Annotated in this window: 22 protein-coding genes; 18 read left to right on the top strand and 4 right to left on the bottom strand. The window is 66.0% G+C overall.

The window, feature by feature from the left end:
• The gene (gene pyrF, locus HYG81_RS25135) at positions 1 to 804 is read left to right on the top strand and encodes an orotidine-5'-phosphate decarboxylase (protein WP_180842388.1); all 804 of its coding nucleotides are present in this window, start codon (positions 1 to 3) and stop codon (positions 802 to 804) included.
• A gap of 25 nt (positions 805 to 829) precedes the next feature.
• Here pyrF and HYG81_RS25130 read toward each other — a convergent pair whose 3' ends face one another.
• Positions 830 to 1087 carry a hypothetical protein gene (locus HYG81_RS25130; protein ID WP_180842387.1) on the bottom strand — a complete coding sequence of 86 codons (258 nt, stop codon included), beginning with the start codon at positions 1085 to 1087 and terminating at the stop codon, positions 830 to 832.
• A 31-nt stretch (positions 1088 to 1118) separates the two neighbouring features.
• Positions 1119 to 1298 (bottom strand): hypothetical protein, encoded by a 180-nt coding sequence (locus HYG81_RS25125; RefSeq protein ID WP_180842386.1) that lies wholly within the window; start codon positions 1296 to 1298, stop codon positions 1119 to 1121.
• A gap of 220 nt (positions 1299 to 1518) precedes the next feature.
• Here HYG81_RS25125 and HYG81_RS25120 point away from each other — a divergent pair, with 220 nt between their 5' ends.
• Positions 1519 to 3120: a GTPBP1 family GTP-binding protein gene (locus HYG81_RS25120; RefSeq protein ID WP_180842385.1), complete on the top strand. Its 1602-nt coding sequence runs from the start codon at positions 1519 to 1521 to the stop codon at positions 3118 to 3120.
• Between the two features lie 7 nt (positions 3121 to 3127).
• On the opposite strand, the gene HYG81_RS25115 is transcribed toward HYG81_RS25120, so the two are convergent.
• Together HYG81_RS25115 and HYG81_RS25110 are read right to left on the bottom strand one after the other, a co-directional pair.
• Positions 3128 to 3418 (bottom strand): DUF5779 family protein, encoded by a 291-nt coding sequence (locus HYG81_RS25115; protein WP_180842384.1) that lies wholly within the window; start codon positions 3416 to 3418, stop codon positions 3128 to 3130.
• A gap of 310 nt (positions 3419 to 3728) precedes the next feature.
• The gene (locus HYG81_RS25110; RefSeq protein ID WP_180842383.1) at positions 3729 to 4184 is read right to left on the bottom strand and encodes a ferritin-like domain-containing protein; all 456 of its coding nucleotides are present in this window, start codon (positions 4182 to 4184) and stop codon (positions 3729 to 3731) included.
• Positions 4185 to 4672: 488 nt separating this feature from the next.
• Between HYG81_RS25110 and HYG81_RS25105 the strand changes: the two genes are divergently transcribed.
• From HYG81_RS25105 to HYG81_RS25030, 16 genes are all read left to right on the top strand, one after another.
• Positions 4673 to 5917 carry a LeuA family protein gene (locus HYG81_RS25105; protein ID WP_425607544.1) on the top strand — a complete coding sequence of 415 codons (1245 nt, stop codon included), beginning with the start codon at positions 4673 to 4675 and terminating at the stop codon, positions 5915 to 5917.
• Between the two features lie 323 nt (positions 5918 to 6240).
• Positions 6241 to 8061 carry a biosynthetic-type acetolactate synthase large subunit gene (ilvB, locus tag HYG81_RS25100; protein ID WP_180842382.1) on the top strand — a complete coding sequence of 607 codons (1821 nt, stop codon included), beginning with the start codon at positions 6241 to 6243 and terminating at the stop codon, positions 8059 to 8061.
• 100 nt (positions 8062 to 8161) lie between these two features.
• Entirely contained in the window at positions 8162 to 8839 is a 678-nt protein-coding gene (ilvN, locus tag HYG81_RS25095) for an acetolactate synthase small subunit (protein ID WP_180842381.1), read from the top strand.
• Positions 8832 to 9881 (top strand): ketol-acid reductoisomerase, encoded by a 1050-nt coding sequence (gene ilvC / locus HYG81_RS25090; RefSeq protein WP_180842380.1) that lies wholly within the window; start codon positions 8832 to 8834, stop codon positions 9879 to 9881. Before ilvN ends, ilvC begins: the two co-directional genes overlap by 8 nt.
• Positions 9882 to 9900: 19 nt before the next feature.
• Positions 9901 to 10191, top strand: a complete 291-nt coding sequence (locus HYG81_RS25085; protein WP_180842379.1) for a DUF7989 family protein — start codon at positions 9901 to 9903, stop codon at positions 10189 to 10191.
• On the top strand, positions 10188 to 11609 hold the full coding sequence (gene leuC / locus HYG81_RS25080; RefSeq protein ID WP_180842378.1) for a 3-isopropylmalate dehydratase large subunit: 1422 nt from the start codon (positions 10188 to 10190) through the stop codon (positions 11607 to 11609). The genes HYG81_RS25085 and leuC overlap by 4 nt, the downstream gene beginning before the upstream one ends.
• The gene (gene leuD / locus HYG81_RS25075) at positions 11606 to 12241 is read left to right on the top strand and encodes a 3-isopropylmalate dehydratase small subunit (RefSeq protein WP_180842377.1); all 636 of its coding nucleotides are present in this window, start codon (positions 11606 to 11608) and stop codon (positions 12239 to 12241) included. The genes leuC and leuD overlap by 4 nt, the downstream gene beginning before the upstream one ends.
• Before the next feature lie 171 nt (positions 12242 to 12412).
• Positions 12413 to 13327: a DMT family transporter gene (locus HYG81_RS25070; protein ID WP_180842376.1), complete on the top strand. Its 915-nt coding sequence runs from the start codon at positions 12413 to 12415 to the stop codon at positions 13325 to 13327.
• 135 nt (positions 13328 to 13462) lie between these two features.
• Positions 13463 to 14443: a 3-isopropylmalate dehydrogenase gene (gene leuB / locus HYG81_RS25065; RefSeq protein ID WP_180842375.1), complete on the top strand. Its 981-nt coding sequence runs from the start codon at positions 13463 to 13465 to the stop codon at positions 14441 to 14443.
• Positions 14444 to 14688: 245 nt separating this feature from the next.
• Positions 14689 to 15453 (top strand): HTH-type transcriptional regulator GlpR, encoded by a 765-nt coding sequence (gene glpR / locus HYG81_RS25060; RefSeq protein ID WP_180842374.1) that lies wholly within the window; start codon positions 14689 to 14691, stop codon positions 15451 to 15453.
• Entirely contained in the window at positions 15450 to 16358 is a 909-nt protein-coding gene (gene pfkB, locus HYG81_RS25055; protein ID WP_180842373.1) for a 1-phosphofructokinase, read from the top strand. Before glpR ends, pfkB begins: the two co-directional genes overlap by 4 nt.
• A 204-nt stretch (positions 16359 to 16562) precedes the next feature.
• Positions 16563 to 17768 carry a PTS fructose transporter subunit IIC gene (locus HYG81_RS25050; protein ID WP_180842372.1) on the top strand — a complete coding sequence of 402 codons (1206 nt, stop codon included), beginning with the start codon at positions 16563 to 16565 and terminating at the stop codon, positions 17766 to 17768.
• Positions 17769 to 17804: 36 nt separating this feature from the next.
• Positions 17805 to 18275 carry a PTS sugar transporter subunit IIA gene (locus HYG81_RS25045; RefSeq protein ID WP_180842371.1) on the top strand — a complete coding sequence of 157 codons (471 nt, stop codon included), beginning with the start codon at positions 17805 to 17807 and terminating at the stop codon, positions 18273 to 18275.
• Positions 18275 to 18568, top strand: coding sequence for a phosphocarrier protein HPr (gene ptsH1 / locus HYG81_RS25040; RefSeq protein WP_138244251.1), 294 nt, complete (start codon positions 18275 to 18277; stop codon positions 18566 to 18568). The genes HYG81_RS25045 and ptsH1 overlap by 1 nt, the downstream gene beginning before the upstream one ends.
• A 4-nt stretch (positions 18569 to 18572) precedes the next feature.
• Positions 18573 to 20324, top strand: coding sequence for a phosphoenolpyruvate--protein phosphotransferase (gene ptsP / locus HYG81_RS25035; protein ID WP_180842370.1), 1752 nt, complete (start codon positions 18573 to 18575; stop codon positions 20322 to 20324).
• Positions 20321 to 20782 (top strand): PTS fructose transporter subunit IIB, encoded by a 462-nt coding sequence (locus tag HYG81_RS25030; protein WP_180842369.1) that lies wholly within the window; start codon positions 20321 to 20323, stop codon positions 20780 to 20782. Before ptsP ends, HYG81_RS25030 begins: the two co-directional genes overlap by 4 nt.
• The last annotated feature ends 64 nt before the right edge of the window (positions 20783 to 20846 follow it).

Below are 20846 nucleotides of genomic sequence, written 5' to 3'. Positions count from 1 at the left end.
ATGAACTTCTTCGACCGGCTGCACGACCGCATCCGAACGGTCGACAGCGTCGTCTCGGTCGGCCTCGATCCCGACCCGTCGCGCATCCCCGATCACCTGCGGGAACACGACCTTCCGCGCTGGGCGTTCAACCGCCGCATCATCGACGCGACCCACGAGCACGCCGCGGTCTTCAAGCCGAACGCGGCCTTCTACGAGGACCCCGACGGCTGGCGAGCCCTCGAGGAGACCGTCGCCTACGCCCACGGGAAGGGTGTCCCCGTCCTGCTCGACGCCAAACGCGCCGATATCGGGAACACGACTCGACAGTACGCACAGCTGCTCGAGACCGTCGACGCAATCACCGTCAATCCCTACATGGGCCGCGATTCGCTCCAGCCGTTTCTGGCGAACGAGGAGGCCGGCGTCTTCGTCCTCTGTCGGACCTCGAACCCCGGCGGTGCGGATCTCCAGGACCTCGAACTCGAGACCGGGGAATCCGTCTACGAGCGGGTAGCCGCGCTGGCGGATCTCTGGAACGAAAACGACAACGTCGGGCTCGTCGTCGGCGCGACCCAGCCCGAGGAACTCGAAGAGTTGCGCGAACAGGTGCCGGATCTCCCATTCCTCGTCCCCGGAATCGGGACGCAGGGCGGCGACGCCGAAGCGGCGGTCGAGTACGGGCTGGCCGACGGCGTCGGATTGGTCAACTCCTCGCGCGGAATCATTTTCGCTGGCGAGGATCACGGTGAAGAGTTCGCTACTGCCAGCGGACAAGCCGCGAAGCGACTCAAAAAGCGGCTCAATCAGTACCGAGACGAGTAGCGATCCTCGCCTTCTCGCTGGCGTTCTACCGGTGGTCCGGATCAGCATCGACTACCCGCCCCGCGATCCGACCGTCGACCACTCGAGCGACGACTTCCACCGTGACCGACCCTGCCGGCGGCCGCTCCTCGAGCCGATCCAGTCCCTCGACGACGGCAATCTCCATCGGACTGGCGTCGTTCGGGTGGCCGGCGACGAGGGTTCCGTCGCGCTCCTCGAGTCGGAGCCGATACGTCTCGCCGACGCCGAGTGACTCGCCGAGCAGGTCTCGTATCGAGGTCACGGGACGGGCGTCCTCGGTTTCGTTGGCCGGGTCAGAGCCGGTTGATCTCTACGTCGTCGTTCCCGGGGCCCGGCTGGGCCTGCGAGGCACAGTCGGCACACAACTCCATGCTGTCCTCGTAGTGAACCTCACACGCGAGCGTCCCGCAGTTGGAACACCGCTCCTGGGCCGGACGGGATTCACAGATCTGACAGAGGCCACTGACACTCATACCGTGCGGTACGGACTCGAGGGGCTTGAAAGCGGCCCCGGCACGTTCGGCCCGGCCGTGCGGCTACACGGTATCGGCTGCGCGGCCACACGGAATTCCGGACGCTTCAGCGGCGTTTGAGTGCCTGTCGGCGTAGTTTTCTCCGACTCGGGAGTTATACCATGTCACATATTGTCGATACACGGGAAGGCTTTTGCCGTGTGGCCCTCTACCAGGGGATATGAGCCGTGACCGGGCTCTCCTCGAGCGAGCCCTGGACCGTGGCGAACAGGACGGTGGCAACGTCGAATTCAAGGAACGACTGTCACGAGACGTCCACCTCGAGGGTGGACGACGGGAGAGCCTGGCCGCGCAACTCCGACACCGACTCCTTTCGGGCGACGGCGAGGCGACGTACGTCGTCGGCGTTACCGACGACGGCGGTCTCGCCGGCATCGATCCCGACACCTTCTCCGAGACGATGGACGTCCTCTCCCTGCTCGCCGAGGAGGCCGACGCACACATCGAAGACGTGCAGACCTGGGGGATCAACGAGGGGATCGTCGGCGTCGCCCAGGTCCGTGAAGGCGGCGTCCTCGAGACGGACGACGAACACGTCGTTATCGGGACGGCGGGCCACGTCGACCACGGAAAGAGCACCCTGGTGGGGTCGCTCGTAACTGGCAAACCCGACGACGGAGACGGTGCAACCCGCGCGTTCCTCGACGTGCAGCCCCACGAGGTCGAGCGCGGCCTCTCGGCCGACCTCTCCTACGCGGTCTACGGCTTCGACGACGACGGTCCCGTTCGAGTGCGGAACCCGAACCGCAAGGCCGACCGCGCGGAGGTCGTGCAGGAGGCCGATCGACTCGTCTCCTTCGTCGATACCGTCGGCCACGAGCCGTGGCTCCGGACGACGATCCGCGGTCTGGTCGGGCAGAAACTCGACTACGGCATGCTGGTCGTCGCCGCCGACGACGGCCCGACGCGGACGACGCGAGAGCACCTCGGCGTCCTGCTCGCCACCGACCTCCCGACGATCGTCGCGATCACGAAGACCGACACCGTCGACGAGGAGCGCGTCGAGGAGGTCGAACGCGAGGTCGAACGGCTCCTCCGCGACGTCGACAAGTCGCCGCTGCGGGTCGCCCGCCACGGCGTCGACGCCGCCGTCGAGGAGGTCAGCGAGCGCGTCGTTCCCATCGTCGAAACCAGCGCGATTACGATGGACGGCCTCGAGACGCTGGACGAACTGTTCGATCGGCTTCCGAAGACGTCACAGGACACGGGCGAGTTCCGGATGTACGTCGACCGCAGCTACTCGGTCACCGGCGTCGGTGCGGTCGCCTCGGGGACGGTCATGTCGGGCGAGGTCGAGGCCGGCGACGAACTCTTGATCGGCCCGATGGCCGACGGCCGGTTTCAGGAGGTCGAGGTGCGCTCGATCGAGATGCACTACCACCGGGTCGACAAGGCCCAGGCGGGCCGGATCGTCGGGATCGCGCTCAAGGGGATCAAGGAGAGCGCGATCGAACGCGGCATGGTCCTGTTACCGCGAGACGCCGACCCCGAACCCGTTCGGGAGTTCGAGGCCGAAGTCATGGTGCTCAACCACCCCACTCGCATCGGCGAAGGGTACGAACCGGTGGTCCACCTCGAGACGATCGGCGAAGCCGCGGCCTTCTACCCCGAGAACGGTCGCCTGCTGCCGGGCGATACGGGCGAGACCACCGTCCGATTCAAGTTCCGGCCGTATCTGATCGAGGAGGGTCAGAAGTTCGTCTTCCGCGAGGGCCGCAGCAAGGGCGTCGGGACGGTGACAGACGTCTATCCCGCAGACTGATTCGTTTCTACAGTCGGTTCGTACTCACGTCAATGCCCGGCGGCGTCACGAGCAAAAACCCCCGGAAGTGAACGAGATTCCCGCCCGACTCTTTGACCTCTCGAGCGAATCCCGCGGCCAGTTCGTTGACGTCACCGTCGACGTTGAGGACGAGCACGTTCCCCTTCGAAATCGCCTCGAGCCACTCGTCGTCCGACGTTTCCCCGTCGAGGAAGCCGAGGATGATGCTTCCCTCGAGCTCGAGTTCGTCGTCAATGTGCTCCTCGACGGTTCGAAGGTCGAGGTCGAAATCGCTCATACGGGGTGGGTCGAACCGGGATGAGAAAAACGTTCGCCTCCAACCTTTTACTCTGCGCTCCCTCGCTTTCGCTCGGTCGCTCGGTAAAAGGTTGATCAAAAGCACTCCTCCCTCCGTTTCGGCTCGCGTAGCGAGCCTTCACATCGGTCGTCGGCCCGCTCGCTCACTGGCTCACGGCTACGCCGTTCGCCTTCCCGCGGCGTCCTCAAAAGTGCAAAGCACTTCTGATGGGCTCGAGAATCGCACCGCGATTCTCGAACGCTGCGCGCCGCGCACTCGTTCGCTCGCGGTTGCTATCGGAAACAACTACTCAATCCATCGGGAACTCCTTCTGGAAGCCACGGAACTCGGTTCGGTGGGCCTCCTCGTCCGCGAGGATCGTCACCGCGACGTCCTCCGTGACCGGGTCGTTCGCATCGGTCGCGGCCTCGATCAGCGATCGATAGGTCTCGATCGCGTCCTCCTCGGCCTCGAGCACGCCCTCGATGACCGACTGGACGTCGGTGGTGTCTTCGGGCGGCTGGAGGCTGTGCTGGTTGGCCTCGAAGGACTCCGAGCCGGGCGGGGACTCGTCTAGCTGTTTCAGGCGTTCGCCGAGCATTTCGGCGTGGCCGAGCTCCTCCTGGATGTCCTCCTCGAGGCTCGTTTTGACCTCCTCGGCGTGGATGCCGTCAAGGACGATCGCGTTGGTCTGGTAGTTCATCACGGTCTCGAGTTCGTCGATGTACGCCTTCGTCAGGATATCGGTAATTTCGTCAGTTGTCATGCGCGCCATCCTACCACGACCGGGCTTAAAGTCTTGATACGCGCGTATGCTCCGTGACCGTCACCTCGAGGCCCTGTGGTCGGGTCCTGACTCGCACGGATGAGGTACGTTCCAGTCGCGTTTGCGTTCTCTTCTGCCCATGTGATTTCCATGGCCGAGGTTGGACGAATATCCAATAGTGGTCGCAGTAATCAGTGGAGGACATGTTTCGATCGACTCGAGACGGGTCGCAGTGAGCGAACGTCCAAAGTCAACCGCGCGCCAGCGCTCGAGCCGGCCAACTGGGATCGAACGGACGGTAATTCGAGTTCGAGACTCGATATTCGCGCTGATTCCGCGACGGCGCCTAAACAGTACTAGGAGATACAACCTGATAATAGGTCGACGGAGTCGTGCGGTTTTGCAACTATCATGAACGATAGTGATAGTATCTACGGCCGGCGCTCGCCGTTCACAGCGATAGTTTTATATATCTCGTCGCACCTCGGATTCAGATACAATGTCTTCACAAGACAGCCCATCCTCTGATACCAATCAGGGGGGTCGAGTTCTTCCAGGGCACGTTAGATTCCACTGACGAAATAGAGTCAGCACGTGTCTTCGATACAACCCTCCGGGATGGCGAACAGTCACCCGGCACATCGTTCTCTTACGACGACAAACGGCAGATCGCGTCCATCTTGGACGAGATGGGAACCCACGTCATCGAGGCTGGATTCCCCGTCAACTCGGACGCCGAGTTCGAGGCCGTTCGTGATATCGCATCGGCAACCAGTTCGACGACCTGCGGGTTAGCCCGCGTCGTCGACGGTGACATCGAAGCGGCACTCGATTCCGGCGTCGAGATGGTGCACGTGTTCGTCAGCACCAGCGACGTCCAAATCGAGGATTCGATGCACGCCACGCGAGCGGAAGTCGTAGAGCGCGCAGTCAATTCGGTCGAACGTATCACGGAGGCGGGCGCGACCTGCATGTTCTCGCCGATGGATGCGACTCGAACCGACGAGGAGTACCTGATCGAGGTCATCGAAGCGGTCTCCGATGCGGGTACCGACTGGATCAACATTCCGGATACGTGTGGCGTCGCCACGCCGACCCGCTTTAGGGCCATGATCGAGAAGGTCTGCGCCCACACCGACGCGCGAATTGACGTCCACGCCCACGACGACTTCGGGCTGGCCACCGCCAACGCGCTGGCCGGCATCGAAGCCGGCGCGGCTCAGGCACAGGTATCGGTCAACTCCATCGGCGAGCGGGCCGGCAACGCCGCCTACGAGGAGTACGTCATGGCCGTCGAGTCGCTCTACCAGTGCGATACGGGGATCGACACGACGCGGATCACCGAACTCTCCGAGCTCGTCGAAGAGAAAAGCGGGATGGACACGCCGGGCAACAAGCCCGTCGTCGGCGACAACGCCTTCTCCCACGAGAGCGGCATCCACGCCGCCGGCGTCATCGAAAACTCCGACACCTTCGAGCCCGGCGTCATGACCCCCGAGATGATCGGTGCCGAACGCAAGCTCGTCATGGGCAAACACACCGGCACCCATTCGGTCCGGGAACGCCTCACCGAGTGCGGCTTCGACCCCACCGACGAACAGGTCCGAGCGGTCACCCGCCGCGTCAAGGACTACGGGGCCGAGAAGCGCCGCGTGACGGTCGACATCCTCGAGCGCTTCGCCGAGGAGGCTGGCGTCGAACGCCAGCAGGATCAGGAGGAGGTGCGCGCCTGAGTAATGTCTCCCACGTTTGCCACCGGCCGCGAGCCCCTGCTGTCGCGCTCGAGCGGTCGCGGCCGCACGACTCGTAAGGATTATACCCCTCGAGTGAACTACATAGACAGTAATGACGGTCCGCGCTTCCCTGTCGGCTCGCGTTCGCACGGTCGACACCAGCGCGCTCGCTCCGATTCGTATTGTAGGGGCCTTCTAGCCCCACTCTCAGTACCTCGCAGCTTCGGACCGGAATCCGCATCGTTCTCCGATCGATCACCAAACCAGCAGATGACACACTACCGTACACCACCCGATCGCCGCACACCGGCGGGAGGCAATCGATGAGCGAACGCGCAGCAAAGGTCACCCCGGACGACGAACAGGACGACGACCAGATCACCGACAGCGCCGCGCCCGACGCGGCCACCGAGGACGACTCGGCGGCCGACACCGGAGCCGAGACGACACCCCGACCTGTTACGTCGGGTGCCGAGTCCGTCGTTCGCGCGCTCGAGAACGCGGGCGTCGAGTACGCATTCGGCGTTCAGGGCGGGGCGATCATGCCCGTCTACGACGCGCTCTACGACTCGGACATTCGTCACGTGACGATGGCCCACGAGCAGGGCGCGGCCCACGCGGCCGACGCCTACGGCATCGTCTCGGGCGAGCCGGGCGTCTGCCTCGCGACCTCGGGGCCGGGCGCGACCAACCTCGTGACGGGAATCGCGGACGCCGACATGGACTCGGATCCGCTGCTCGCGCTGACGGGACAGGTCCCGACGGAGTTCGTCGGCAACGACGCGTTCCAGGAGACCGACACCACCGGCGTCACAACGCCGATCACGAAGGACAACACCTTCTCGAGCGACTCGGATCGCGTCGGCAGCGACGTCAGCGAGGCGTTCGCGCTCGCCGGTGCGGGCCGACCGGGACCGACCCTGGTCGATCTGCCCAAGGACATCACGAACGGCGAAACCGATTGCGAGCCAGACGATCCGAAGGTTCCCGACACCTATCAGGTGCAGGAACAAGCGGACCCGAAGCTCGTCGCGGCCGCGGCCGAGCGAATCGAGAACGCGGACCGACCCGCAATGTTGCTCGGCGGCGGCGTCATCAAGGGCGAGGCCAGCGAGGCCTGCCGCGAGTTCGCCATCGAACACGAGATTCCGGTCATCACGACGATGCCCGGCATCGGCGCGTTCCCCGAGGATCACGAGCTCTCCCTCGAGATGGCGGGGATGCACGGCACCGGCTACGCCAACATGGCGATCACGCACTGCGACACGCTGATCGGCATCGGCACCCGCTTCGACGACCGCCTGACCGGCGGCATCGAGACCTTCGCGCCCGACGCGGAGCTCATCCACGTCGACATCGACCCCGCGGAAATCTCGAAGAACATCCACGCGGACTACCCGCTGGTCGGCGACGCCGAAACGGTCGTCGAGCAGCTGGCCGACGCCGTCGACTCCTCGCCGGAAGCGAAGAAGTGGCGCGCGCAGTGCCAGCAGTGGAAGTCCGACTACTCGATGGCCTACGACGCGCCCAAGGACAAACCGGTCCAGCCGGAGTTCGTCGTCGAGGCGCTCGACGAGGCCACGAGCGATCGAGCCATCGTCACCACCGGCGTCGGGCAACACCAGATGTGGGCCTGCCAGTACTGGACCTACACCGAGCCCCGCACCTGGGTCTCGAGTCACGGGCTCGGCGCGATGGGGTACGGACTCCCATCCGCGATCGGCGCGCGACTCGCGGCCGACGACGACCAGGAGGTCGTCTGCATCGACGGCGACGGCTCGTTCCTGATGACGCTCCAGGGCCTGTCAGTCGCCGTCCGCGAGGAACTCGACATCACCGTCGCGGTCCTCAACAACGAGTACATCGGCATGGTCCGACAGTGGCAGGACGCCTTCTTCGACGGCCGCCACTCCGCGTCGGACTACGGCTGGATGCCCGAGTTCGACAAGCTCGCCGAAGCGTTCGGCGCCGAGGGCTTCCGGATCGACGACTACGACGACGTCGCCGAGACGATCGAGGCCGCGATCGCGTACGACGGCCCGTCGGTAATCGACGTTCATATCGACCCCGACGCCAACGTCTACCCGATGGTGCCAAGCGGCGGCGACAACGGCCAGTTCGCACTGGCGGAGGACCAGCTATGACTGTCGGACAAACCGCGTCCGACTGCAACCGAAACACCGAGACGGCTCCGCCGTCTCGAGATTCGCTTCACTTCGTTCAGCGAATCACGGGGTGTTTCGCATGAAACGCGGACTCGAGGGCCCCGAACCCGACGAGCGACCGACCCCCGCGGGACGGCGCAACAAGCAGGGCATTCGCATCGACCCCGAGGCCGAAGCGACGCACGAGTCCCGGCGCACCGTCATCTCGGCGCTGGTCGAACACGAACCCGGCGTGCTCTCGGATGTCTCGGGGCTGTTCTCGAGGCGGCAGTTCAACATCGAGAGCCTGACCGTCGGGCCGACTCAAGACGACGACCGCGCGCGAATCACGATCGTCGTCGAGGAGCCCGATCCGGGGATCGATCAGGTCGAGAAACAGCTGCGCAAGCTCGTCCCGGTCATCTCCGTGCGCGAACTCGAGCCGGACGCGATGCGTCGGGAACTGGCGCTGATCAAGGTCAACGCCGAGCGACCCGACCGGGTCGCCGCCGTCGCGGACATGTACGGTGCCAAGACCGTCGACTCCTGTCCGAAGACGGCGACGCTCGAAGTGACGGGTGCGCGCCAGAAGATCGAGGCCGCCATCGACACGTTCAGCCAGTTCGGCATTCGCGAGATTTCCCGAACCGGACCGACGGCGCTGGCTCGCGGCATCGACGACACTGCCGTATCCACGCTGGCGACCACTGCAGACGCATCGGCCGCCGACGAGGCGAACTACGACGGACAATACACAGAGACAGCTAACGATGACTGACGAATTCAACACCGACATCTACTACGACGACGACGCGGACGGATCGCAGCTCGAAAACGCCACGGTAGCCGTCCTCGGCTACGGGAGCCAGGGACACGCCCACGCGCTGAACCTGAACGACAGCGGGGTCGACGTGATCGTCGGCTTGCGCGAGGACTCGTCCTCGCGCGACGCGGCCGAAGCCGACGGATTAGACGTGACGACGCCGGTCGAGGCAGCCTCGCAAGCCGACATCGTCTCCGTGTTGGTGCCCGATACGGTTCAGCCGGCGGTCTACGCGGACATCGAACCGGAACTCGAGGAGGGGAACACGCTGCAGTTCGCCCACGGGTTCAACATCCACTACAACCAGATCCAGCCTCCGGAGGGCATCGACGTGACGATGATCGCGCCGAAATCACCGGGCCATCTGGTTCGCCGCAACTACGAGAACGACGAGGGAACTCCCGGACTGCTCGCGGTCTACCAGGACGAAACGGGCGATGCGAAGGAACGTGCGCTCGCGTACGCGAAGGGGATCGGCTGTACTCGCGCCGGCGTCGTCGAGACGAGCTTTCGCGAGGAAACCGAGACCGATATTTTCGGCGAGCAGGCCGTTCTCTGTGGCGGCATCGCCGAACTGATCAAAACGGGCTACGAGACGCTGGTCGACGCCGGCTACAGCCCCGAAATGGCGTACTTCGAGTGTATGAACGAGATGAAGCTCATCGTCGACCTCATGTACGAGGGCGGACTCGGCGCGATGTGGGACTCCGTCTCGGACACGGCGGAATACGGCGGGCTCACCCGGGGCGACGACGTGATCGACGATCACGTCCGGGAGAACATGGAAGAAGTGCTCGATCAGGTCCAGAACGGCGAGTTTGCGACCGAGTGGATCTCGGAGAATCAGGCGAATCGGCCCGTCTACACGCAGCTCAACCAGGCCGAGAAGGACCACGAGATCGAGGAAGTCGGCGAGCGACTGCGCGAGCTGTTCACCTGGGCCGACGAAGCGACCGAAGACGAAGAAGAGTCCGCCAAGGTGCAGGCGGACGACTAACACCAGAACCCGAGCAACCATGAGCGAAAACGACAAGACGACGGACACGATGGGCGAGATCAGCCACACGAATCCCTACACGGGGGAGACGGCTGGCCGGCTGTTCAGCCGCGGGCCGATCGTCGCCGCCGACGGCGGCACGTCGGAGACGACCGAGGCCGACGGAACGGAAGAGAGTACCGACACGAACGGAACGATGAGCGACGTCGACCACACGCCGCCGAAGCGGGCCGACGACGCGAACCGCGTCTTCGAGCGCGGGACCGAACACGGACGACAGTCCGATAGCGACACGGTAGTAGAGGAATGAGCAAGGGCACACTGTACGACAAGGTCTGGGATCGACACAAAGTAACCCGTCTGCCGACCGGACAGGATCAGCTGTTCGTCGGGCTCCACCTCATCCACGAGGTCACGAGCCCGCAGGCGTTCGGGATGCTCCGCGAGCGCGACCTCGAGGTCGCCTTTCCGGAACTGACCCACGCGACGGTCGACCACATCGTGCCGACGGCCGACCAGTCCCGTCCCTACAAGGAGGACGCGGCCGAGGAAATGATGGCCGAACTCGAGGAAAACGTCCGCGACGCGGGCATCGAGTTCTCGGACCCGACGACGGGCGATCAGGGGATCGTCCACGTCATCGGACCGGAGCAGGGCATCACCCAGCCCGGCAAGACGATCGTCTGCGGGGACTCCCACACCTCCACCCACGGCGCCTTCGGCGCGCTCGCCTTCGGCATCGGCACCTCCCAGATCCGCGACGTGCTCGCGACGGGCACCGTCGCCATGGAGAAACAGAAGGTGCGCAGGATCCAGATCGACGGCGAACTCGGCGACGGCGTCGAAGCGAAGGACATCATCCTCGAGATCATCCGCCGACTCGGCACCGAGGGCGGCGTCGGCTACGTCTACGAGTACGCCGGCGAGGCCATCGAGGACCTCGGGATGGAAGGGCGGATGTCGATCTGTAACATGTCCATCGAGGGCGGCGCTCGCGCGGGCTACGTCAACCCCGACGAGACCACCTACGAGTGGCTCGAGCAGACCGACTACTTCCAGGAGAACCCGGGGAAGTTCGACGAACTCAAACCCTACTGGGAGTCCATCCGCAGCGACGCGGACGCCGAGTACGACGACGTCGTCCACATCGACGCGAACGAACTTGAGCCGGTCGTCACCTGGGGCACCACGCCCGGACAGGGAGTCGGCATCTCCGATCCGATTCCGGAACCGGAGTCGCTTCCAGCGGAGAAGCAAGACACCGCCCGACGCGCCCAGAAACACATGCGCGTCGAGCCCGGCGACACGATGGAGGGCTACGACATCGACGTCGCCTTCCTCGGCTCCTGTACCAACGCCCGCCTGCCGGACCTGCGACGCGCCGCTCGAATCGTCGAAGGCCGCCAGGTCGACGACGACGTCCGCGCGATGGTCGTCCCCGGCAGCCAGCGCGTGCAGCGGACCGCCGAGGAGGAAGGCCTCAAAGACACCTTCGAAGAAGCCGGCTTCGAGTGGCGAAACGCCGGCTGTTCGATGTGTCTCGGCATGAACGAAGACCAGCTCGAGGGCGACGAGGCCTGTGCCTCCTCCTCGAACCGGAACTTCGTCGGCCGTCAGGGCTCGAAGGACGGCCGCACGGTGCTGATGAGTCCGCGGATGGTCGCCGCGGCGGCGATCACCGGAGAGGTCTCTGACGTGCGCGACCTGAAGGAGGTGAACCTCGCATGACGGATGAAGTGGAGATCCCGGAGGTCAACTACGTCTCCGGCTCCGGCGTCCCGATCCGGGGCAACGACATCGACACCGACCAGATCATCCCCGCACGGTTCATGAAGGTCGTCACCTTCGACGGATTGGGCGAGTTCGCGTTCTTCGATCTGCGGTTCGACGACGACGACAACCAGAAGGAGCATCCGTTCAACGAGGACCGCTATCAGGACTCCTCGGTGATGGTCGTTAACTCGAACTTCGGCTGTGGCTCCTCGAGAGAGCACGCTCCCCAGGCGCTGATGCGCTGGGGGATCGACGCGATCATCGGCGAGAGCTTCGCCGAGATTTTCGCGGGCAACTGTCTGGCGCTCGGTATTCCGACCGTGACCGCCGACAGCGAGACAATCGAGGGCCTCCAGGACTGGGTCGACGCGAACCCCGACGGCGAGATTGACATCGATATCGAAGCGGAGACCGTCACCTACGACGAGGAGACGATCGACGTCACCGTCGACGACGCCCAGCGCAAGGCGCTCGTCGACGGCGTCTGGGACACGACGGCGCTGATGAAGTCCAACGCGGGCGCGGTCCGCGAGAAGGCTCGAGAACTGCCGTACGTCGACGACGCGGCGATTCCCGAAGCCGAATAGGAAGCGCCTCGCGGCTCGCTTTCGATCGTTCGTTCATCGCTCGTACTGCTCGTCTTTCGTCCGGCTCGTAATTGCCTCGAGCGATCGATTTGAACCCTGTTGCCACACCGAAAGCGGCAGGCGACCGCCGAAAGCGCGAGATATTTCGGCGACTGCCGGATACGTTCTCCTATGTCTCGCGCTCTCGATGCGTCTCTTTTCGTGTTGCTGGCCGTTCTCTGGGGCTTTTCCTTTCCCGCGATTTCGATCGGCCTCGAGTACCTCCCGCCGCTGCTGTTCGCGGCCGCCCGATACGACATCGCAGCAATCTTGCTACTGGCGGCAGCCGTCGTTCGGGTCGAGAAGTGGCGACCGACCGCGCGGAACGATCTGGCGGCCGTCGCCGGTGGCGGCGTCTTCCTCATCGCCGGCAATGGCCTGTTGTTTCTCGGTCAGCAGACGGTCCCGAGCGGCGTCGCCGCAATTCTGCAGGGGCTGGTCCCGATCCTCACCGCGCTGTGGGCGATCCCGCTGCTGGGCGAGCGACTCTCGGGGCTCGGAGCCGTCGGCGTCGCCATCGGCTTTCTGGGCGTCGGCCTCGTCGTCCAGCCCGATCCGGGGAACCTCCTCGTGGGCGATACCGCCGCACGGCTGCTCATCGTCGGTCAGGTGTGCAGCGTCGCGCTCGGCGGCGTCCTGATCCAGCGGGCCGGGCCGACGCTCGAGCAACTGCCGCTGGTCGGCTGGTCGATGCTCGTCGGCGGGCTCGTCTTGCACGCCGTCAGTCTGGGTGCCGGCGAGTTGCCGAGCGCCGACGTGATCGGTCCCGTCTCCGTCGGTGCCCTGCTCTACCTCGGCGTGTTCGCGACCGCCATCGCGTTCATGATCTACTTCACCATCCTCGAGGAACACGGCGCGTTCGAGGCGGCACTGATCGGCTACCTGGTCCCGATCGTGGCGACGATCGCGAGCGTCTTCCTGCTCGGCGAGGAGATCGGCGTCCTGACGGTCACCGGCTTCGGGCTGGTCGCGGTCGGCTTCGTCCTGCTCAAGCGGCGTGCCCTCGCCGAGGCGATCGGCTTCTCAACCGGTGTCAGCAGTCCCTGAACTCGACGATACCCGCGACTACCGGCCAGCCGATGGGACCGCCAGTTGATGGCCGACTCGTCTCGAGGCGACGCCGACTCGCTCCCCAGCGCCGGTATCGATACCCTCTTTTCGCCCCCCAGTCCATGTTCGAGCATGACTCACGAAATCGCCGTCATTCCGGGCGACGGGATCGGACAGGAAGTGACACCTGCCGCGGTTGAGGTCCTCGAAGCCCTCGAGATCGACTTCGAGTTCGTCGAAGCCGACGCGGGCGACGCGGTAAAGGAGGAGACCGGCGAGGCGCTGCCTCAGGAAACGTACGACCTCGCGGCGTCGGCGGACGCGACGCTGTTCGGCGCGGCCGGCGAAACGGCGGCGGACGTGATCCTGCCGCTCCGGACGGCGGTCGACTCGTTCGTCAACGTTCGGCCCGCGAAGGCGTATCCGGGGATCGACGCCGTGCGCCCCGAGACGGATCTGATCTTCCTCCGTGAGAACACCGAAGGCGTCTACGCGGGCCACGAGGACCGACTGACCCAGGACGTCTCGACGCTCACCCGCGTCGTCACGGAGTCTGCCTCTGAACGGCTCGCGGAGTTCGCCTGTGACTACGTCGCCGGCGACGACCACGACGGCTTCTCGATCGTCCACAAGGCCAACGTCATGCGCGAGACTGACGGCCTCTTCCGCGATACCGTCAAGTCGGTCGCCGACGAGAACGGTGTCGAGACCGACCAGGTGCTGATGGACGCCTTCGCGACGCGGGTCTGTCTCGACCCCGAACAGTTCGACGTGGTCGTCTGTCCGAACCTCGCGGGCGACGTGCTCTCGGATCTGGCTGCCGGGCTCGTGGGCGGCCTCGGCCTCCTGCCCTCGGCCAACATCGGCCCCGACCGCGCGCTGTTCGAACCCGTCCACGGCACCGCGCCCGACATCGCCGGTGAGGGGATCGCGAACCCCGCCGCGACGATCGTCTCCGCCGCCATGCTCCTCGAGTACCTCGGCCACGACGCGGAGAGCGACGCGGTTCACGAGGCCGTCGAGGGAACGCTCGAGGACGGACCTCGAACGCCGGATCTGGGCGGCGACGCCTCGACCGAGGACATGACGGAAGCGATCATCGACCGACTGTAACCGCCCGGCGCGAGTTCCGCTCAGTTTCGGTGCCGGCTCTCGATCCGGTTCCGAGGTCGGTTTTCGAGTCCGACACCGGCCCAAGTTCGCGTTTCGTTTTCGCCCGCCGTCGTTTCGCGCTGCTTGCAGCCGACGAGCGAACGCGATCCGTCCCGCGATCGTTCTATGCAAACAGAAACGATCGCATAGATCGGCATAAACAAATAAAACCGTGCAGACCCGAGACGGTATCGAAGACGATCCCCATGTTACCCGAACAGCGGAAGCGGAAGATCGTCGAACTCGTCTCGGATCGGGACGGCTGCTCGGTCGACGCGCTCGCCGACGAGCTCGACGTGTCGAAGGCGACGATTCGGCGTGATCTCGACGAGCTAGAGGACGAGCGACTGATCGAGCGGTCCCACGGCGGGGCCGTACCGGTGACGGCGGTCGGCCGCGAGCAGACCTACGGGCAGAAGGAGGTCCAGAACCTGGAGGCGAAAGCCGCGATCGGTTCGCGGGCGGTGACGGAGATTCACGACGGTCAGGTCGTCTTCTTCGACTCGGGGACGACCACGATGCAGGTCGCGATGCAGGTGCCGACGGACATCTCTTTCATTCCGGTGACCAACTCCCCGCTGCTCGCGCTCGAGCTTGGGAAGGAGGCGACCGACGTGAAGCTCACTGGCGGGACGCTCCGCCACCGGACGCGGGCGCTCGTCGGCCCGAGCGCGGAGGCGTTCATGGAGCGAACGAATTTCGACCTCCTCTTTCTCGGAACGAACGCCCTCTCCGACGACGGGAGCCTGACGACCCCCAACGAGGACGAAGCCCGTATGAAACAGCTCATGGTCGAGAGCGCCGAGCGCGTCGTGCTCGTCGCCGACGAGACCAAGTTCGGAGAGCGGAGCTTCGCCCAGTTCGCCACCCTCGAGGACGTCGACGTGCTGGTGACCGACGCCGAACCAACCGGTGAACTCGCCGAGACATGTTCGGCGGCCGACGTGACTGTCGGGGTGGAGGCCGGATGATCGCGAGCGTCACACTCAATCCGGCAGTCGACTACACGGTCGAGTTGCCGGACGCGCTCGCCGACGGCGCGATCGCGCGCGCCGACGAGTACCGCTACGACGCGGGCGGCAAGGGGATCAACGTCTCGAAGTACCTGACGGCACTCGGCGTCGACACCGTCGCGACCGGCCTGGCCGGCGGTCGGCTCGGGCGGTTCCTCCGGGACGAACTGTCGACGGGCGGGATCGCGACCGATTTCGTCGAGATCGAGGGCGAGACCCGGCTGAACACGACCGTCCTCACGGCCGACGGCGAGTACAAGATCAACCAGAACGGTCCGCAGGTCTCGGGGGTCGCGATCGAGACGATCGGTGACCGGCTGCGCGAGTACGACCCCGAGACGGTGGTCATCGCCGGCAGTCGCCCGAAGGGCGTCGGCCCCGACGCGATCGATCGGCTCGCCGACGCCGGACCCTGGGAGACGGTCGTGGACGTCGACGGCGCGACGCTCTCGGAACTTGACGGGGAGTATGCGCTCTGCAAACCGAACCTCGAGGAACTCGCAGCGGCGACGGGAAGCCGGATCGACGGCGTTCGGGACGCGCTCGCGGCCGCCGACGCCCTTCGGGCGGACGGCTTCGAGCGCGTCGTCGCCTCCCTCGGTGACGAGGGCGCCGTGATGGCGACCCCGGAGCGACATCTCCACGCGCCCGCGAGGAACGTCGACGTGGTCGATACCGTCGGCGCCGGCGACTCCCTGTTGGCCGGCGTCCTCGCCGCGTACGCGCGCGGCGAGTCGGCCGCTCAGGCGCTCCGATCCGGCGTCGCGGTCTCGTCGCGCGTCGTCTCCGTCTCGGGGACCCAGGTCCCGTCGCTGACCGACGTCAGCACTGAGCGGGACGCGATCGCGGTGTCGACGTACTGATCGAGCGCGATTGCATCCGATCGAACCGATCGGTGTGACCGACGATGCCGCAACCGATTGTACTCCTCCCGTACTGACCGCCTCGACGCGTCCCGTCCGTCTCCGCCCGCAACTTAATAAGATAAAATACGATATGAAACAAACATACTCGAAACTATTTTGCCACAGAGATGCGAATGTTTCGCTATAGCGTGTTAGATAATAATGAACGATAGGGTAGCAAACAGACTTCGCACGCACCTCACGTCTGTGAAAGAGGACCTGATGACGGGCGTATCGTTTATGATCCCGTTCGTGACGATCGGCGGGATCTGCCTCGCGCTCGCGTTCATGGTCGCCGAGCTGCCGGAGACAGTTCTTGGAATCACGGTACCCGGCGCCGGAGCGACCACCGAGACCGTCTTCGAGGACACGGGGACCCTTCCGTGGTACCTGGCTCAGATCGGCGACCTCGGACTAACGATGATGATCCCCGTACTGGGCGGGTACATCGCGTACGCGATCGCAGACAAACCCGGACTCGCACCCGGATTCATCCTCTCGTGGGCGATCCAACAGGAGGCGATCATCGAGGCCGCCGGTCTGGTCATCGGGTTCGAAGCCGAGGGGGCGACCGCCGGCTTCCTCGGCGCGATCGTCGCCGGCCTGCTCGCGGGCTACGTCGCCCGCTGGATGAAGGGGTGGACGGTGCCGTCGGTCGTCTCGCAGATGATGCCGATCCTCGTGATTCCCGTCTTCACAACGCTGTTGCTCGCGCCGATCGTCATCCTCGGACTCGGCGTCCCGATCGCCATCCTCGACGACGCGCTGACATCCGCCCTCGAGGGGATGCAGGGGTCGAATGCCATCCTGCTCGGGGCGATCCTCGGCGGGATGATGGCAGTCGACATGGGCGGTCCGATCAACAAGGTCGCGTACGTGTTCGGGACCGTTCTCGTCGGCGAGCAGATCTTCGCGCCGATGGCCGCCGTGATGATCGGCGGGATGGTCCCGCCGCTTGGCCTCGCGCTCTCGAACTTCATCGCACCCCAGAAGTACGCCGCGGAGATGTACGAGAACGCGAAGGCGGCCGTGCCGCTCGGCCTCGCGTTCATTACGGAGGGGGCGATTCCCTACGCCGCCGCCGATCCGCTTCGGGTCATCCCGTCGGCGGCCGTCGGCAGCGCGACGGCCGGCGCGGCCGCGCTCTGGCTCGGGGTGACGATGCCGGCGCCCCACGGCGGCATCTTCGTCATGTTCCTCTCGAACAGCCTCTGGCTGTTCCTCGGCTGCATCGCGCTCGGGACGGCGATCACGGCCACGGTCGCCACGCTGATCAAGCCGGACTACCACGAGCGAGTCGCCGGCGCCAAACCCGCAAAGTCCGTGACGGACTCCGGACAGACGAACGCAGGACAGATAAACGACTAACGCCACGATGGCCGATACTACCACAGCAACCAGACGATGACTCAAACCGAACCCGAAATCGACGCCGTACTGACTCCCGAACTGATCACGCTCGAGGAACCGCCCGCGGAGAAGGCGGCCGCGATCGAGTTCCTGCTCGACCGCGCGGTCGACGCCGGCCGCGTCACCGACCGCGAGGCGGCCCTCGAGGCGCTGCTCGCCCGCGAGGAGGAGACGACGACCGGTGTCGGCATGGGAATCGGCATCCCGCACGCGAAGACCGACGCGGTCGCCGAGCCGACCATCGTCTTCGCGCGCTCCTCGGCCGGCATCGACTTCGACGCGATGGACGGCGAGCCGGCGACGCTGCTGTTCATGCTGCTCGTCCCCGCAGAGGGCGGCGAGGACCACCTCGAGCTCCTGAGTTCGCTCTCGCGGGCCCTGATGCACGACGACGTCCGCGAGCGCCTCCACGAGGCCGACTCGAAGGCGGCGATCGAGGAGACGATCACGGAGGCGGTCGCGTGATGGAGCGAACTGTCACCGTGGTCCCCGAGGACGGGCTCCACGCGCGGCCGGCTGCGACGTTCGTCGAGACGGCGACCGAGTTCGACGCCGACGTGCGGGTCGCCCCGGCCGACGGGGACGATCCGGTCGACGCCGCGAGCATGCTCGCCGTGACCAGCCTCGGCGTCGCCAGCGGCGAGGACGTCCGGCTGATCGCGGAGGGCGACGACGCCGAGGCGGCGCTCGACGACCTGGAGGAACTGCTCTCGACGCCCGAGACCGAGTCCGCGGCCGAATCGAGCTCGGGGACCTGAACCGATGGCCGCCAACGAGACCGCACCGCGATCGCACGAGGGAACCGGCGTCACGCCGCTGTCCGGCGTCGGCAGCGCCGTCTGGTACGATCCGAACGCCGACCTCGAGCTCGGCGAGCCGCCGGCGGCCGAGACGGTCGATCCGGACGCCGAACGCGCGCGGTTCGAAGACGCCCGCAATCGCGCCCGAGCGGAACTCGAACGCGAACGCGAGCGGACCGCCGAGCGCGTCGGCGAGGACGAGGCGGCGGTGTTCGACGCCCACAAGCAGTTCGTCGACGATCCCCAGATCATCGACGGCGTGGAAGCGGCCGTCGACGACGGCCTGCCCGCCGAACACGCGGTCGACGCCGCCTTCGAGGACCCCATCGCGCAGTTCGAGGGGATGGACGGTCGGATGGCCGAGCGCGCCGACGACCTCCGCGACGTGCGGGACCGACTGCTGCGGCTGCTCACCGACGCGGACCGCGTCGACCTCGCCTCGCTGTCGACGGGTTCGATTCTCCTCGCCGAACGCTTGACGCCGAGCGACACCGCACAGCTCGACTCCGATCGCGTCGCCGGCTTCGCGACGATCGAGGGCGGGCGGACCTCCCACGCCGCGATCTTCGCCCGTTCGCTGGGGATCCCCGCCGTCGTCGGCGTCGGTGACGACCTCGAGTCGATCGACGACGGGGCCGACGTGCTGGTCGACGGGGAGGACGGCGCGGTGATCGCCGACCCGACGCCCGACCAGCGCGAGCGCGCGGCCGCAGGTCGCGACGTCGAGGTTCGCTCAGAGCCGGTCGCGACGGCCGACGGGCGCTCCGTCGAGGTCGCGGCCAACGTCGGTACCCCCGCGGAACTCGAGGGCGCCGTCGCGCAGGGCGCGGACGGGATCGGTCTCTTCCGGACCGAGTTCCTCTTTCTCGACCGCGAGGCGCCGCCCGACGAGGACGAGCAGTTCGAGGTCTACCGCGAGGCGCTCGCGGCGTTTCCCGAGGGGCGGGTCGTCGTGCGGACGCTCGACGTCGGCGGCGACAAGCCGATCCCGTATCTCGACATGCCCGACCCGGAGAACCCGTTCCTCGGCGAACGTGGGATCCGGCGATCGCTCGGTCCCGACGCCGACCTCTTCGAGACGCAGTTGCGCGCGCTGCTCCGGGCGAACGCGGCCGAGCCGGGAACGCTCTCGGTGATGTTCCCGATGGTCGCGACGGTGTCGGAACTCGAGGCCGCCCTGGAGACCGTGGCGTCGGTCGCCGACGACCTCGCGTCCGAGGGACTCGACCACGAGGTGCCGGAGCTGGGCGTGATGATCGAAACGCCGAGCGCGGCGCTGACGGCCGAGGCGCTCGCCCAACGCGTCGACTTCCTGAGTATCGGCACGAACGACCTCACGCAGTACGTGATGGCCGCGGCCCGGGAGAACGACCGCGTCGCCGGGTTGCACGATCCCTGCGAGCCGGCCGTGCTCCGGGCGATCGAGCGCACCGTCGCGGCCGGCCACGCGGGCGACGCGTGGGTCGGCATGTGTGGCGAGATGGCCGGCGATCCCGACCTGACCGAACTGCTCGTGGGGCTCGGGCTCGACGAACTCAGTATGAGTGCCGTAACGATCCCCGACGTAAAGGCGAATATCGCGGCGGTCGATACCGCGGACACCGAGACGCTCGCCGATAGCGCGACGGACGCGGCCGCGAGCGCCGCCGTCCGCGAGCGCGTAGCGAACCGCGACCACAACCGCGATTCAGATCCAGATTCCGAAACACCATGAAATTCGTCGCAGTCACGTCCTGTCCGACCGGTATCGCACACAGCCAGATGGCGGCAGAGAACTTAGAACAGACGGCCCAAGCGAACGGCCACGAGATCGACGTCGAGGTCCAGGGTGCCATGGGTCAGGAGAACGAACTCTCGAGCGAGGCCATCGAGGCGGCCGAGGCGGTCATCATCGCCGCGGACACCTCGGTGAACCAGGACCGCTTCGCGGACATGCCGGTCGTCAACGCGCCGGTGAAAGAGGCCGTCAACGACGCCGACGGGCTCCTCGAACGCGCGATCGAGGAGGCCGACGGTACGACCGCGACGGCGACGACCCGGAGCGAGCCGGGAGTGGAGACCGACGTCGCCGCCGGCACCGACGGCGACATCGAGGGCTCGAGCGAATCCGTGAAACGCGGCGGCGACCCCTCGAAGGGGCTGTTCGCCCGGCTCAAGCGGCTTCTTTCTTAACGCCGATCGTTTCGGTGCGTTCGCTCTGTTCTCCGCCCGCACAGTCCGCTTGATCTCTTCGGGT

Origin of the sequence: Natrinema zhouii, assembly GCF_013456555.2 — an archaeon.
Taxonomy (GTDB): Archaea; Halobacteriota; Halobacteria; order Halobacteriales; family Natrialbaceae; genus Natrinema; species Natrinema zhouii.
The sequence above is the reverse complement of the archived record's forward strand: the minus strand, read 5'-3'. Positions and strand labels throughout refer to the sequence as shown.